The sequence below is a fragment of the Microbacterium sp. UBA1612 genome, from assembly GCF_002321605.1.
In the GTDB taxonomy this organism is placed as follows: domain Bacteria; phylum Actinomycetota; class Actinomycetes; order Actinomycetales; family Microbacteriaceae; genus Microbacterium; species Microbacterium luteum.
In genome coordinates this window covers 1-15,222 of the sequence record NZ_DCMW01000038.1, presented here as the reverse complement: position 1 = coordinate 15,222, position 15,222 = coordinate 1, and the positions used below count along the sequence as shown (strand labels likewise).

General features: G+C 67.2%; 11 protein-coding genes. 8 read left to right on the top strand and 3 right to left on the bottom strand.

Going from position 1 to position 15,222, the window contains the following annotated elements:
* Positions 1-371 (top strand): hypothetical protein (locus B3S45_RS14305; RefSeq protein WP_286721448.1); only part of this gene is annotated, 371 nt, incomplete at its 5' end.
* Between the two features lie 30 nt (positions 372-401).
* On the opposite strand, the gene B3S45_RS14300 is transcribed toward B3S45_RS14305, so the two are convergent.
* The gene (locus B3S45_RS14300) at positions 402-1,343 is read right to left on the bottom strand and encodes a nuclease-related domain-containing protein (RefSeq protein WP_286721446.1); all 942 of its coding nucleotides are present in this window, start codon (positions 1,341-1,343) and stop codon (positions 402-404) included.
* A gap of 80 nt (positions 1,344-1,423) precedes the next feature.
* Between B3S45_RS14300 and B3S45_RS14295 the strand changes: the two genes are divergently transcribed.
* Both B3S45_RS14295 and B3S45_RS14290 read left to right on the top strand, forming a co-directional pair.
* Positions 1,424-1,672: a hypothetical protein gene (locus B3S45_RS14295; protein ID WP_286721444.1), complete on the top strand. Its 249-nt coding sequence runs from the start codon at positions 1,424-1,426 to the stop codon at positions 1,670-1,672.
* A 4-nt stretch (positions 1,673-1,676) separates the two neighbouring features.
* Positions 1,677-2,018 carry a type II toxin-antitoxin system PemK/MazF family toxin gene (locus tag B3S45_RS14290; RefSeq protein ID WP_286721442.1) on the top strand — a complete coding sequence of 114 codons (342 nt, stop codon included), beginning with the start codon at positions 1,677-1,679 and terminating at the stop codon, positions 2,016-2,018.
* Positions 2,019-2,076: 58 nt separating this feature from the next.
* Here B3S45_RS14290 and B3S45_RS14285 read toward each other — a convergent pair whose 3' ends face one another.
* Positions 2,077-2,979 (bottom strand): nuclease-related domain-containing protein, encoded by a 903-nt coding sequence (locus B3S45_RS14285; RefSeq protein WP_286721440.1) that lies wholly within the window; start codon positions 2,977-2,979, stop codon positions 2,077-2,079.
* A 76-nt stretch (positions 2,980-3,055) separates the two neighbouring features.
* A complete protein-coding gene (locus B3S45_RS14280) occupies positions 3,056-3,682 on the bottom strand; it encodes a vWA domain-containing protein (protein ID WP_286721438.1) in 627 nt (208 codons plus the stop codon).
* A 237-nt stretch (positions 3,683-3,919) separates the two neighbouring features.
* On the opposite strand from B3S45_RS14280, the gene B3S45_RS14275 reads away from it, so the two are divergent.
* The 5 genes from B3S45_RS14275 (at position 3,920) to B3S45_RS14255 (ending at position 15,094) form a co-directional block, all read left to right on the top strand.
* Positions 3,920-4,507, top strand: a complete 588-nt coding sequence (locus tag B3S45_RS14275) for a hypothetical protein (protein ID WP_286721436.1) — start codon at positions 3,920-3,922, stop codon at positions 4,505-4,507.
* On the top strand, positions 4,504-5,667 hold the full coding sequence (locus B3S45_RS14270; protein WP_286721435.1) for a hypothetical protein: 1,164 nt from the start codon (positions 4,504-4,506) through the stop codon (positions 5,665-5,667). Before B3S45_RS14275 ends, B3S45_RS14270 begins: the two co-directional genes overlap by 4 nt.
* Before the next feature lie 70 nt (positions 5,668-5,737).
* Positions 5,738-9,730, top strand: coding sequence for an Eco57I restriction-modification methylase domain-containing protein (locus B3S45_RS14265; protein WP_286721433.1), 3,993 nt, complete (start codon positions 5,738-5,740; stop codon positions 9,728-9,730).
* A 1-nt stretch (position 9,731) separates the two neighbouring features.
* Positions 9,732-11,645, top strand: coding sequence for a DUF262 domain-containing protein (locus tag B3S45_RS14260; RefSeq protein ID WP_286721431.1), 1,914 nt, complete (start codon positions 9,732-9,734; stop codon positions 11,643-11,645).
* Positions 11,642-15,094, top strand: a complete 3,453-nt coding sequence (locus B3S45_RS14255; RefSeq protein WP_286721429.1) for an SNF2-related protein — start codon at positions 11,642-11,644, stop codon at positions 15,092-15,094. Before B3S45_RS14260 ends, B3S45_RS14255 begins: the two co-directional genes overlap by 4 nt.
* Positions 15,095-15,222: the final 128 nt, after the last annotated feature.

Sequence of the window (15,222 nt, the reverse complement as noted above, 5' to 3'; positions counted from 1 at the left end):
CCGGAAAACCCGGGACAGGTCAGGTGACAGCTCCCGACGACGACCCCACCCGCATCCGCTCCCAGCCGGCGCTCACCCGCTCGACGGGCCGCGTCTGGCTGATCGTCGGCGGGATCTTCACGGTGATGGCGCTCGCCGTGCTGGTGCCGATGACGGCCCTGCCTCCCGCGGGCGTCGCGCTCACCGCGGCGATCGTGGTGGTGCTCGCCTACGCCGTGATCCTCGTCGCCCGCCTGCTGGTGCCGGTGCGACGCCTCCGACTGCGCCTCGGCATCATGGCGGTGTCGATGCTCATCTCGGCGGCGGTCGCACTCATCGCCGCGGTGATCGTGGCGACGGCCGCGGCGCAGGAGCTGGCGGGGGTCGTGTGAGCCGCGCCTGATGAGCTCCGGCGCGAGCCGTCAGCGGCTCAAGAGCGAGTTGTAGACCCCCCAGAGCACGACCAGTCCGACGATCGGGCCCGCCAGGTCGGTGATCAGCCGCTCTGCAAAGGACTTGCGGCGTCGCTGGTTCCGACGGCGTGGCGCCGGCCGTCGCGCTGACGGCGAGGGCGGTTCTGCGAGTGCAGACGCGATTCGTGCGCCGAGCGACGGACGCGGACGCGGCCGCGCGGGCACGTTGACGCGTTTCGGCTCCGGTTTCGCGGGTCGCCGAGGCCCGACGGCCGCGGCGAGTGCGTCGTACTCGCGTCGCACGTGGTCCGGCGGCGATGACGGCCGCGGCTTCGTCATCCACGTCTCGGGTCGCACCGCCGCGTCCACGATCCGTCCGATCTGTTCTTCGCTGTAGACAGGCCGGCGGCGCAGAGTGCGGACGAGTTCCCGGTCGGAGATGACCTGGATCAGCGTGACGCCGTCGCCCGACGGCGCTTTGCGAGTGATCTGGCTCGGCGCGACGAACACGATGAGCGACACGACGTCGATCGCGAGGCCGGATGCTCGCGAGAGCGCCTCTTCGACGCGTTTGGACTCGCGGATCGACGCGAAGATGTAGGGCTGTTTGAAACCATCGACGTGCAGCCCGCGGCCCGCGGCCCAGACCTTGCGTCCGGGGCTGTACTTCGTGTTGATGGCGAAGACACCCGCGGTTGAGATCGCGATGTGGTCGATGTCCGTGCCGCGGCTGCCCACAGGAACGGAATGCAGCACGGTCCATTCGGGGCCGAGCGTGGCGAGGATTTCGGCGACGCGCCGTTCGCCGGTGACACCGTCGAACCAGCCGCGCGCCTCATCGTCGATGACGACAGTCCCGCCCTCGTCGACCCGAATGGTGCCGCGGTCCCACTGGCGCAGGAGTTCGTCCATGAGGGAGTGACCCGGTACGCGCTCTCGAAGATCACTCATGAAATGAGAATGCCTCGCTGAATGCAGGCGGGGTACCCCGACTTCGGGTGGCAAGGGTATACCCGGCGTATACTTGCGGCATGGTTGCGACCACGATCAAAGTTCCCGGCGAGTTGCGCGACAAGCTCAACGCCGAGGCGCGTTCGCGCGGCACCACCGTCGCGGGCGTCATCGAGCATCTGATCGCGGAGCGCGACCGCGCGGAGCGGTTTCGGCGGATGCGAGCCGAGCGTGCGGCGCTCGCTCCCTCCCAGCGCGCCGAGCTGGTGACCGAGTACACGGATGTCGAGGCTGCGGCCGTCGCCGACCTGTCCGCCGACTCATCCTGACCTCGTGCTCGAGCTTCATTCTGGTGACGTCGTCTGGGCGGACCTCGGCGACTCGTCTGGCCGGGAGTACGCCGGTCGTCGGCCGCTGGTGGTGATCGCGGGGGAGGAGTACCTCGAGATCGTCGACACGCTGGCGATCGTGGTGCCAGTGACGACGCGTGATCGGGGCTGGTCGAATCATGTGCGGCTGGCAGGCCCGGCCGGACTTGATGCGCCGAGCTTCGCGGTGACCGAGCAGCCGCTGACGGTCTCACGCGCAAGGCTGCTCGCGGTGGCCGGCCGGGTCGACGATGCGTGTCTCGGCGAGATCCGTGGATGGGTGCGGGACTTCGTGGGTGCGCACTGACTGCTGGCGTCGCGATGTCGGCGCGCACAGCGCGAAGGCGCTCATGCGCCCCGAGCAGTTACAGGCTCGTCACCCACATCCAGAAAGCCCCGAGGATGGCCGCCGGAAGGAGCACATCGCGAACGATGACGTCGGCGCGTGAGCGACCGCACCTCGGTCGGCCGTGAGGTACCAGATCGGCCTCGGCGGATACCGGTGGTGGCGCGTCGGTCTCTCTTGATGCCCCGCCCGCGGACATGCTGGCCTTGCTTCCGGGCCGCCATCCGTCGCCGACCAACGCCTCAAGCGAGAGAAATTCGCGCAGCACGACACGTGGATCGGTCGACACGCTCGGAGTTGGTCCCCAGGTCTCGGGCCGACGGGCTGCGGTCGCAATTCTTGCCGTCTGCTCGGCGGTGAAGACGGACGGGCCCCGCAGCGTGTGCGGGATCTGGCGGTCGGACAGGATGAAGAACTCAGGATCTCCCGGTGCGGGTTGATGCGGGCGGCGGTATGAGATCCGCTCGGGCTCAACGAAGACGAGAAGCGAGACCACGGGGACGGTCATCCCGGAGGCGCGGGAGAGCAACTCGGACGCACGCCGTCCTTCCCGGAGGGAGCTGCTCACGTAGGGCACGCTTCGCGGACCGACCATCAGTGTCCGACCCGCGGCCCACACCGAGGCGCCGGGGCTGTACTTGGTGTTGATGGTGAACACGCCAGCTTCACCGATTGCCACATGGTCGATGTCGCCGTATTCGCCGGTGGGAACCGAGTGCAGAATCGTCCAGCCGTCGCCGAGCTCGTCGAGAAGCGCGGCGACGTGTCGTTCGCCGATGACGCCGCGATACCAGCTCATCGCCTCGTCGTCGATCACGACCGTGCCGGGTTCCGTTCCAGCTCGGAATGATCCGCGGTCCCGGTGTCGCAGCAACTCGTCGATGAGGGAATGGCCGGGTACCCGCTCCCGAAGATCGCTCACCGTCTGAGAGTGCCTCACCGGCGATGGTGAGGCACCCCCGACTTCGGGTGGCAGGGGCACCTGGTTGGCCCGCCGCCTACGCCCCGCGCGCCTCCCCGCGCTCGTCTTCGTCGAAGCCGCGCTTGCGCTTCCGGCGCACGTCGGTCATGTAGCGGCTGGTCGAACGGCTCATCCCGCGCACCCCGTCGGCGCCAGCGTCGTAGGTGAGGGCGGAGTCGCGGCCGATGCCGAGGTCGCGGGCGGTGAGCACGGCGTCCTGGTTGGCGCCGAGGAAGACGAAGTCCCAGTCGTACTGCTCGGTCTGCTGGGTGATGAGGTCGCGCACCATGTCGTGGTCGTATTCGCGGCTGGAGTTCTCGTGGCCGTCGGTGACGATGATCACCTGCACGGTGTCGGGGCGGGCGTGCTCGGGCAGGGCGGCGAGCTGCTGGCCGAAGATCTGGATGGATGCGCCGAGCGCATCCATGAGGGCGGTGCCGCCGCGGGGCTCGAGTTCGATGCGCACGGTGCGGGCATCGGCCATGGTGTGGGTGTGCTCGATGACGCCGTCGAAGATGACGACGTCGACGGTGAGCAGTCCGTCGAGGGCGGACTGCTCGGCGAGCAGGCGGTTGAGCGCGTCGACCATTGCGTCGCGGATGGCGATCATCGAGCCGGACCGGTCGATGACGAGCAGCAGGGCGGTGTAGTTCGGGTCGGTCATTGGGGGCTCCTCGTGTGAGATCGGATACCCGCGAGCAGCGAGTCGATCAGTTTGAGGGGGGCCGCCGACATCGGACCGCGCGTCGCTCCGGAAGCGGCGCGAACGGGTGGCGGAGTCGCGGACTGGATGCGGCTTGCTGCGTGACATTTAAGCGACGAGCCACAAATCGAACGCAGCATTCTCGACGCGTCGCCCTAGCTCGCTCGAGCGGCACGGCGGCGGTCCTATGTTAAGAAGATGACTTTCACGCAGGAAATAGAACTGCGCGGCACCATGCTCCGGGTCGACCCGGCCGTGCAGAGCGTGCTGGGTGCTCCGATGTCGGTGCGCGATGCCGGCGACGTCGAGGGAGCGGCGCACGTTGCCACGATCGAGACCGCTGATGGAATGCGCGCGACCGTAGGCGTCTGTTCGTGGCCGGGCGATGAAGCCGATGTGAGACTGCTCGACTTCTGGTCGGGTGCGGACGACTACCGACGACTTGAACGCGCCGGCAAGATGTCTCTCGCGATGGTCGCCGACCGGCGAGTCGGGATCCTGCGCGCGATGCGATACGGCGAGCGGGAGTGGCCGACGCTGCAGACCGTCGACTGGGCGCAGCTCGACCAGCTGGCCGGCACCGACTTCGCCGCGCTGTTGACGGAGCACGGAGCGACGGTCGGCACGGTCGCCGAGCTCAACCCGGCGGGTCGCCGGTTCAAGGAGGCGCCGGCGTTCGCGTTCGCCGACGCCCCGGTCAGCGCGCTCGTTGCGTTCGCGGTGACACGGGTCGTGCCGATCATGGTCGGTTTCGGTCGGCCGGGCCTGGAGTCCGTGCACGGATGACCGCGATCCACATCGAACTCCCCGAGCACTCCAGCTACGGCGAGATCATGAAGGCGTACTTCTCGCTCATGCGCGGGTTCGGCATCGAACTGGGGATGCGCTGCGACGCGAAGCTGACCGAGCAGGAAGGGCCCGAGTGGTGGTCCGACCTGATCGCACAGCGTCGGCTTGACGGTCGCTGGAAGGGTACGGTCAACCTCAACGATCCGAGCATCACCCTGCCGGAATATGTGTGGGGCCAGGATTCTCCTCTGGCGCTAGTGTTCTCGTCGAAGCCTCAGTCGAAGATCCTGGCGAAGAAGATCCACCACGCGCGTAACACATGGCTCCACTTCAGCGAAGCGCCTGGGCCGGTAGAACTCGGCGAAGTCGCGGCACTGATAAAGCAGTTTGCGAGCCTGAACGGCCTCAAAGTCGAGGCTCCCGCGGCACGGATGGTCAAGCGCACTCAGCGAATCGCGACCGGGCAGTACCAGCCGTATCACGACGTCGTCGCGAAATGGCTCGAGGCGCACCCACCGGCCGCCTCCGACGCGGACCCATCGCATGCCGCCTCGGCTGATGAGCCGACTGTTGACGCGCCGTCGGAGTCGGTCGATGTCCCGGCGCCGGCACTTGAGCGCCGTCCGCCGATCGGCGGACGCTGGGGCGGCGACGTGCCGCCCGTGCGCTACGTGCCGAGTCGCACCGGCGATCTGGTCGATCCGACGACCGGGCGCGGTCTGCGCGTCGACGTTGACGCCGGTGACTGGGAGCGGAAGCGGCGCCTCTGGCTGGCGCCGAATCCGATGGGCGGCATCTGGATCGACGACCGCGACGGGGCGGTCGGGGGCTACGTCCACGGCGTCGCGCGTCTGCTCGGCTACCTCGGCGCCGAACCGGACGATGGGCAGGCACGCGGGTTCCTGCTGCCGCACTATTACGAGCTCGATGAGGGGCGCATCGTCGATCTCGATTCGGGGGAGCGCCTCAGCGACGCGGTGTCGCCGGGCGCCCGCGGCGAGGCGATCGCGCTTGAGTCGGCGGTCGCAGCGGCCTCGGATGAGCACGCCGGTCTGCGACTGACGAACTACGGCGACCTCGTGGCGACGAGCGCGAGCGGTGTCGAGCGCGTCGCCGTCGTGGAACCCGAGACGTGGTTCCCCGGGCGACTCGCATGATCGCATGCCGCACCGATGTCGGTGCCCTGTGCGATCCTGCTCAACTGTTTTCTGGCCGGAGAGGAACACGATGATTGCCGATGGCATCAAGCTGAATGGCGCGAACAGCGTCCCCTGGAGTGACCACAAGGTGGAGGGTGCGGTCACCGACCGCGTGTATTTCGGTCGTGACGAGTCTGGCGTCGGCGAGGTGCAGGTCGCGGTCGCGTCGGTGACCGTGAAACCCACGAAGGCGCTGCTGGCTGATCTGTGGAAGACCCGCGGCACGAAGAGCGCCATGCCGGTGGTGGTGGCGGCCGTCGCATCCGACGGCGTGTGGATCTTCAGCGGCGGCACGGACGCCCTGCCGCTCGGTCCGCTGCCGCAAGCCCAAGCCGAGCAGCGTCTCCAGGCCGTGCTGGACGAACCGGACGGCCTCGCCGCAGCGCAGCGACTGAAGGCGATTGAGGCCGCATACGACTCGATCGGTGTCGGGGGGTTCGCCAACCACTACCTGTTCGCGAGCTACCACCTCAAGCAGGACGTGCCGCGACGTGCCGACTGGGCGGAGGCAGGCGAGCGTGCGCGAGGCATGCTCCAGCAGCGTGGTCGCGACCTGATCGGCTCGCTTGGCTTCACGGCGGAGCCTGCGCCGGGCGGTGCGCTGGTGCTCCGCGGCACCACGGGCGCTCGCCGCGCCATCGCGGTGCTGCTGGATGAGTCGGAGCACTTCGACCAGAAGAGCCCCCGCCATCAGCTGTCTCCGGTTGCGCACGGTCTGGAGCTTGCGCGCCGCGAAGAGGTCGCGTGGGTCGTCTTGCTGCGTCGGAGCACCCTGCGGCTGTATCCGGGGCGTGACGGTGTCGGCGTCGGCCAGCGCGGGCAGTCGGAGACGTACTTCGAGCTTGACCTGGCGATGGTCGATGCGGATTTCGCGGCACTGCTGCCGCTCGTATTCTCGTCCGAGGCACTCGAGCCGGGTGGCTCCGCCGACGAGATCCTTGCCGGATCGGGCCGCTACGCCGCCGACCTCGGTTCGCGTCTTCGCGATCGCGTGTATCTCGGTGTGGTTCCCCGCTTGTCGATTGCGGTCGCCGAGCGTCTGCCGCCGTTGGGGGTCGCGACCGACGCCGAGGGCCTGCAGCTCGCCTACACGCTCAGCATGCGGATCCTGTTCCGTCTGCTGTTCCAGGCCTACGGCGAAGCCACTGAGCTGCTGCCCGCCGGTCGTAACGAGCACTACGACGCCAACAGCCTGCGCGCGTTCGTCGAACGCGAGATCAGCACCGGCGAGCATGAGTTCGCCGACACCGCCTCGTCGATCTGGCGCGACCTCGCCCAGGTGTGGGACGCGATCGCGCACGGCAACCCTCGATGGGAGGTTCCCGCCTACGGCGGCAGCCTGTTCGATCCGGCGAGCGAGGAGGGCCGCCTGCTCGACAAGCTCCAGCTTCCCGACAGCGTGCTCGGCCCGGCGCTCCAGGCGATGCTCACCGAACTCACCGAAGACGGCGTGCCGGGTGCCGTCGACTTCCGTTCGCTCCAGGTGCGCGAGTTCGGCACCATCTATGAGGGGCTTCTCGAGTCATCGCTCTCGCTCGCCGAGACCGACCTCACGGTCGACAAGGCAGGCGTGTACGTGCCGGCCAAGGACGGTGACGAGATCGCGGTGCGCGCGGGCCAGCCCTACTTCCATTCGGCATCCGGCGAACGCAAGGCGACCGGCTCGTACTACACCCCCAAGATCGTGGTCGATCACCTGATCACCCGGTCCGTCGAACCGGCGCTCGATGCGCACCTCGCGCGTGTCCGGGCGCTCATGGATGAGGGACGCGAACGCGAGGCCGGCGATCTGTTCTTCGACTTCCGTGTCGCCGATCTTGCGATGGGGTCGGCGCACTTCCTGGTCGCCGCCGTGGACAAGATCGAGCGCGGCATGCGCGACTTCCTCACCGCGACGCCGGTTCCGTCGGTGCGCGCCGAACTGCAGCGACTCGCCGAGAAGGCGCGCGAGGCGCTCGGTGCCGATGCCCAGGCGGCGGAAGCGATCACCGAAGCGCAGCTGCTGCGCCGTCAGGTCGCGCGACGCTGCGTATACGGGCTTGACATCAACCCGCTCGCGGTCGAGCTCTCACGCCTCGCGCTCTGGATCCACACCTTCGTCCCGGGCCTGCCGATGTCGAGCCTTGACCACGGGCTGGTTCTCGCGAACTCGCTCACCGGCATCGGCACGGTCGACGAGGCGATCGACGCGTTGGCGGTGGGAGACCTCTTCGCTCCCCTCATCCGAGAGCCCCTGGATGACGCACGCTCCCTGCTCATCGACTACGCCAACGCGAGCGAGGCCGACCGCCGTGAGGTCGCCGACGGCGCGGCGATGCTCGCGCGTGCGCAGGCCGCTGCCGCTCCGGCCAAGGCGGTCTTCGACGTCGCGATCGCGATGCGCCTCGGCGTCGTCCAGCCCGGGAGCGCCTACTCGCAGGACGACATCGACCAGCTGGCGGCGGAGCCTGCGGTGCGAGAAGCCGTCGACGCCGTGAACCCTGCCCACCTGCCGTACCTGTTTCCTGAGGTCTTCCTCCGAGCGAATCCGGGATTTGACGCGCTCGTGGGCAACCCGCCGTGGGAGAAGCTCCACATCGAAGAGCATCAGTGGTGGGGCCTGCGGATACCCAAACTGCGCAGCATGCCTCAGAAAGAGCGAATTGCCGCGCTTGAGGCGTTTCGCGCGAGCCGACCCGATCTTGAACGGGCGTACCAACAAGAGATCCAAACGGTTGCCGGCATCAACCGCGCCGTCGCGACCGGCCCGTATCCGGGACTCGGCTCGGCCCACCTCGATCTGTATCAGGCATTCGCGTGGCGGTTCTGGTGGCTGACACGCAGCAACGGGCGGACGGCGGTCGTCCTGCCACGCGGCGCGCTTTCCGGCTCTGCCCTGCAGGGATGGCGACATGATGTGATCTCATCGGGTGCTTTCGCTGATGTCTGCTTCTTGACGAACAAGGGCGGCTGGGTATTCCCCAACGTCGACGGTCGTTACACCGTGGGTCTCACGGTGCTCGAAAAGGCCGCCGAGTCCGTCGTTCGCTTTTGCGGACCATTCGCAGATGAGAAGGAGTTCGTCGACAACGCGCCGCGGTTGTCGGACGTGCCCGGCGACGAGTTCCTCAGCTGGTCCTCGACCGCGGCCTTCCCCTTGATTCCCGATCCGACTTCCGCGGAGGTCTTCCTCCAGATGAAGAAGTCGCCACGGTTTGACGAAACTCGCCCGGACTGGGATTTCCGCCCGATCCAAGGCGACTTCAACGCCACCGCGGATAAGGCGAAGTTCGAGTTCGACATCGACGAGCCGAAGGGGCGCATTCCTGTGCTCGCCGGGGCGTCGTTCAACCTGTGGGATCCCGACTTCGGCACACCATACGCCTACGGCCAACCGGAGGTCCTGCGCGCTGCCCTCGCTGCGAAGCTCGCCCGCGCGACCACCAACAAGCGCTCGGCCTACTTCGGGCTGACCTTCGCTGACGGCGAACTCCCGATGGACCGAGCGCGCATCGCGTTCCGCGACATCGCCCGAGCGACGGATTCGCGGACGACTCTCGCGTGTCTGTTGCCTCCCGGAAGTGTGGCCGTGCACAACGCGCCGCTGTTGGTCTGCCGGAGGGGCGGCACAAAGGCTGAGGCGTTCCTACTCGGCGTCCTCAGTTCGATTCCGTTCGACTGGGCTGCGCGTAGGTGGGTTGAGCTGCACCTCACATTCGAGGTGCTTGCGGCGCTTCCGATCCCCCGGTATGTCGAGGGGAACGCGTGGGCACGCCGGGTGGTTGAGCTCAGCGGTGGGCTCGCGGCGGTCGATGCTCGGTACGCCGACTGGGCGGCGGAGGTGGGCGTCGAAGCCGGCACGGTTGCCAGCGCGGGCGAGCGCGAGCCGATGCTTGCCGAGCTTGATGCGCTCGTAGCGCTTCTATACGGCCTTACACGCCAGCAGGTCGAGCACGTCTTCGCCACGTTCCATCGTGGGTGGGGCTATCGCACCCGTCTTGACGCCGTGCTGCAACATTTCAACGAGTGGGAAGGGCGCTGACATGGTGAAGCCCGACAAAGCGAACGCCAAGGACCTGTTCGAGACAAAGAGGCGCTACGACATTCCGCCGTTTCAGCGTCCGTACGTGTGGAACGCGGAGGATCAGTGGGTCCCGCTGTGGGATGACGTCGTGCGCGTCGCCGAATCGCACCTCGTCGCGCGCAGCAGTCGGCCGGTCGGAACCCACTTCATGGGCGCGATCGTCGTCGAACTCACCGAAGCGACCTCCGCTGGAGTCGACCGCTTTGACGTCATCGACGGCCAGCAGCGCCTGACCACGATGCAGCTACTTCTCGACGCGGTCGAGAAAGTTCTGACTGAGCTCGGCCACGAAGACGAGGCCGACTCGCTGCGCGAACTCACCAAGAACGACAAGCCGAGATTCGCCGGAACGACGGACCGATTCAAGCTTTGGCCGTCTCGCGCCGATCGCACTGCCTTCGCCCACGCGATGGACCCGAGCGAGCCGAAGCCGCCGAGCGAAAGCCAGATCCTCGGCGCGCATGACTTCTTCTCCCGCGAAGCGCGCCGATGGTTGTCGGGGGAACCCGACGAACATGGCGATCGACCGCCCGGATCCGAAGCCGCTCGTGCGGAGCAGCTGTGCGAGACGATCGCACGACGGCTCATGGTCGTGACGATCGACCTTTCCGATGAAGACGACCCGCAGTTGATCTTCGAGACCCTCAATGATCGCGGCACCCCGCTGTTGCGCGCTGATCTCATCAAGAACTGGATCTTCCGCAAAGGCAAGCTCCTCGACGCAGACGTTGAGAAGTGGGCCGCGACGATCTGGGATGACTTCGATACCGAATGGTGGCGTGCCGAGATCTCGCAGGGCCGCACGAGTCGCTCGCGGGTCGACGTGTTCTTGCAGTACTGGCTGACGATGCGCACGTTGGATGTGGTGAAGTCGGAGCGCGTGTTCGTGCAGTTCACGGCACATGCGGACGAGAGAATGAGCGACGTCGCCTCCGCCGAGGACTTCCTTCTCGAGCTACGGCGCGACGCCAACACGTACCGAGATCTGGTCGACTTGGGTGTGGAGACGGCCCCGGGCCGGTTCCGTGCACAAGTGATCGAGGCCATGGAGCTGGCGGCGACCATGCCCGTGCTCCTCTGGTTCATCTCGGACAATCACGAGGTGCCCGGCGAGCAGATCGAGATCGGCCTGGGGGCTCTCGAGAGCTGGGCTACGCGAAGGACGTTGCTGCGCCTCACCTCGAAAGACGTGAATCGTCTGATGGTCGCGCTGCTCAAGGAGCTGCGCGACGTTGATCCGGCACGAGCGGGGCATGCGCTCCGAGAGCTGCTTTCCGAGCAGACAGCGAATTCCCGGTTCTGGCCGTCCGACGAAGCATTGCGCGAGGGTCTTCCGAGCTCTCGCGTCTACGGTGTGATCAATCAGAGGCGCCTGCGCACGATTCTCGGCCACATCGAGATGCTGCGACGAGGTCGCAGCACGATGCACGAGCAGGTTCCCGTGCCGAGCGGGTTGTCCGTGGAGCACATCATGCCTCGTGGGTGGCGCGATTTCTGGGACAGCGAGCCCCGGCTCGAAGGGCAGGACGCGCAAGAACGCGACGTGCTGGTCAACTCGATCGGCAACCTCACGGTGATCACGCAACCGCTCAACAGCTCGTTGTCGAATCGGCCGTGGGTGGATGCCGACGCTGCCGAGCTGAAGGCTGGCGGCCACGCCGGCAAAGGGAAGCGCTCGTTGCTGCAGCAGTTCAGCCTTCTCGTCATCAATAAGGAAATCGTCGACGAGCACGCCGACCACTGGAGCGAGGACGACATCATCGAGCGGGGCCGCGCCCTGACCGACGACATCATCGAGATCTGGCCCGGCCCGGATGTCGAGATCCAGTCGGAAGCCTTCGAGAAGACACGCGACGGAAGGGACCTCGCGTGACCGACCAGCTGCCCGTCTTCGCCACGAACCGCCTCGCCCCGCCGATGTCCGTCGGCGAGGAGATCGCTCGGCTGTTCCGCGTCAATCGCGACGCTTTGGCCAGTGCGCCGAGCGCCGCGATCGCCACGGCATACGTGAACCCGGCAGGCTTCCTGCTTCTGGCCGACGAGCTCGAGCAGATGCCCCGGATTCGGCTGCTGCTCGGTGCGGAGCCGATCCCGGACCCGGTTCAGGCGGAGCGCGCCGAAGACTCGGCGCGCACCCGGCTCAAGGCTGCGCTCACCGACCACGACGCATGGCTTCGCGCCGAGCGTGATGCCCTCGGTTTCGTTCCTGAAGCCACCCACTCCGCGAAACGCCTCGTCGAGTGGCTGCGCGCCGCGGATGAGCTGGGCGAGCCGGTGGTCGAGATCCGTCGCTACACCGGCGGATTCCTGCACGGCAAGGCCTACATCAGCCACCATCCGACCCATCCCGCGTACCTCGCAGGGTCGAGCAACCTCACGCTCGCAGGGCTGACGCGCAATGCGGAGCTCAACGTCGGCGCCTCCGGCACCCACGGCTCGACCGGACAGGTCATCGAGTGGTTCGAGGAATGCTGGGCCGACAGCGAGCCTTACGACCTCGCCGCCCTCTATGAGCCGCTGTGGGGCGAACACAGCCCGTGGACGGTGTTCCTGCGAATGCTGCTCGAGAGGTATGGCGCCCACCTCGACGAGGAAGAGGCGTCAGCGACGCGGTTCGAGCTGACGCGGTTCCAAGCCGACGGCGTGCGACGGATGCGCCGTCTGCTCGACGAGATCGGCGGAGTGCTCGTCGCCGACGAGGTGGGACTCGGCAAGACCTTCCTTGCCCTCGAAGTGATCGCCGCCGCCACCGAGGAGCTGCGCCAGAGGGTACTGATCGCGGCGCCGGCGGCGCTCAAAGCGGGCGTCTGGGACCCGCTGCTTGAACGGTACGACATGAGCCGGCGCGTGCGTGTGCACTCCTATGAGGAGATCCGCAGCCGGATGGACCCGGAGCACCACGAGCATCGGGAGTTCGTCGATCGCGCCGAGGACGCCGCGCTTGTCATCGTGGACGAGGCTCACAACCTCCGCAACGCGTCCGCGGCGCGCTCCACGGCTCTCGACCGAGTGATCCTGTCGGGCAAGCACCCCAAGAAGGTGGTGCTGCTCACCGCAACCCCGGTGAACAACTCGCTTGCCGATCTTGAGACTCTCATCAAGTATTTCGTGCGCGACGACGCACGGTTCGCGTCGCAGGGCATCCCGTCGGTCCGCGAGTACATCCGCAACGCGCAGCGTCTGGACCCGGAAGCGTTGACGCCCGCGCACCTCTTCGACCTGATGGACGAAGTCGCGGTGCGCCGCACGCGGAGCTTTGTGAAGCAGAACTATCGAGGCGACACCGTTCCGGGCCCGGGCGGCCGTCGGATCGTCGTTGAGTTCCCCGATGCCGACGTCTACAAGGTCGACTACACGTTGGATCAAGTGGGGGAGCAGCTCGTCGATGCCGTCACCTACGCGCTCGACATTCCGGAGAGCGAGAAGCACGTCGCGTCGTTCGAGCAGCGCCGGAACGATCCGGGGCGACTTCTTCTCTCGCGCTATGCGCCGAGTGCCTACCTGCTGAGCGAGAAGCTCGACGCCCGCCAGGTGTCGAACATGGGTCTCCTGCGTTCGGCGCTTCTGAAGCGCCTCGAATCGTCGCCCAATGCGCTCGCGAGCACCCTGCAGGTGCTGATCAACGCCCACGAAGGCTTCCTGGCTGCACTCGATGAAGGTTGGGTGCTGATCGGCGGCGCGCTACGCGACTACGTCAACTCGGAATCGGAAGACCTGGACGAGATCGTCGCGGCGCTCGACGAAGATGAGTCCCATCAGGCGTCTCCGGCGGACGACTATCACGCCGAACTTCTCGCGTCCGATGTCGCGCTCGACCTGGAGCTGCTGCGGAGCATCCGGGAGAAGGCTCTCGCAGCCGCAGAGGGGGACGAACCCAAGGCAGAACGCCTGGTGGCGGAGCTGGAGACCATCGCCACGGTGTCGCGAGGAACAAGCCCCAAGGGGCTCAGCTCGGCGGATCGCCGCAAGGTGATCGTGTTCTCGACGTATGCCGACACGATTCGCGACCTGCATGATCGGCTTGAGCAGGCGCTGGAGAACGCACCCGTGGGCAGCCCACTGGCGGACTACCGGGGCCGGCTCGCGCCCCCCATCATCGGCGAGTACGCCTCCGGCAAGGCCGGGGGCATCCACCAGAGCTCGCGTGCCGCTGCCATCGCCGGGTTCGCGCCGCGAACGGCGGGACGCCTGAGCGATGAGGGTCTGCCGCTCAGCGACGACAAGTTCGACATCCTCCTCACGACCGATGTCTTGGCCGAAGGTGTCAATCTGCAGCAGGCGGGGCGGCTGATCAACTACGACCTGCCGTGGAACCCCATGCGCATCGTGCAGCGGCATGGCCGCGTCGACCGGATCGGCAGCGAGCACGACGAGATCCACCTGGGCGTGTTCTTCCCCAGTGAGCATCTTGACGAGTACCTCAAGCTCGAGCACACGCTGATCCGCAAGTTGAAGCAAGCGGACGCCGCCGTCGGAACCGGCGTCGTCTTGCCCGGGGTCAGCGCCTATCCGCCGAAGGACCACTACGACGCCGACGACATCGTGGGCGAGATCGAAGAGCTGGTCGAAAGCAGCGGCGGATCAGCAGCCGGTTCGGGGGAGGAGTATCGTCGTCGGCTCGCGAACGCGCTCGACGCGGAACCCGGGCTGCGTGAGCAGCTGAATCTGCTTCCCCACGGGATCGGGAGCGGATTCCGTTCGACGACATCGGCGGGGAACCAGTACGTATTCTGCATGCGCATGGGCGACAGCGAGCACGTGTGGTTCCGCAACGTGCCGGTCGACATCAGCTGGCAGCCATGCGCAGGCGAAGACGGTGTCTGGCAGGTCGAAGACGACACGCTCAAGTCGCTCGTGGCCGCCGACCCGGCGAGCATCACGACGGCCCGCGAGCTGAGCGATGAAGCGTTCCGCGGCGCGTACGACGCCTGGGCGCTGGCCCGCGATGATGCCCACGCCGAATGGATGCGCGGCACAGACCCGAACGCGCTCTCGCCGACCCTGCCGAAAGCGTTCCGCGACGCGGCCGACTTCGTCATCGCGAACGGCGCGACCCTCGGCGGTGAGCGCCAACGCGAGGTGATCCGTCGACTCAAGGCGGTGCCGAGCGTCAAGGCGGCGCGCGCGATGCGTCAGGTGCTCTCGGGGAACGCGGAGGGCGACGCGCTCATCGCCGCGATCGTGTCGGTCCTTGACGAATTCGGCATCCAACCGGCAGCGAAGGTCGTGCCGCTTCCCGTCATCGACAAAGACGACGTGCGGCTCGTGGCGTGGATGGCCGTGGCAGGGGCTGACCACGGAGCGGGAGCCCATGGTGATTGAGTTCGGCTACCGCCCGTCGCCCGACGGCGTTGATCGCGAACCTGGGCGCTGCGGTAGCGCGTAGCTGATCGGCCTACACCGCTTCCACCGCAATCCGCGACGGACCGCCCGGCTCGGCGACGACGCGC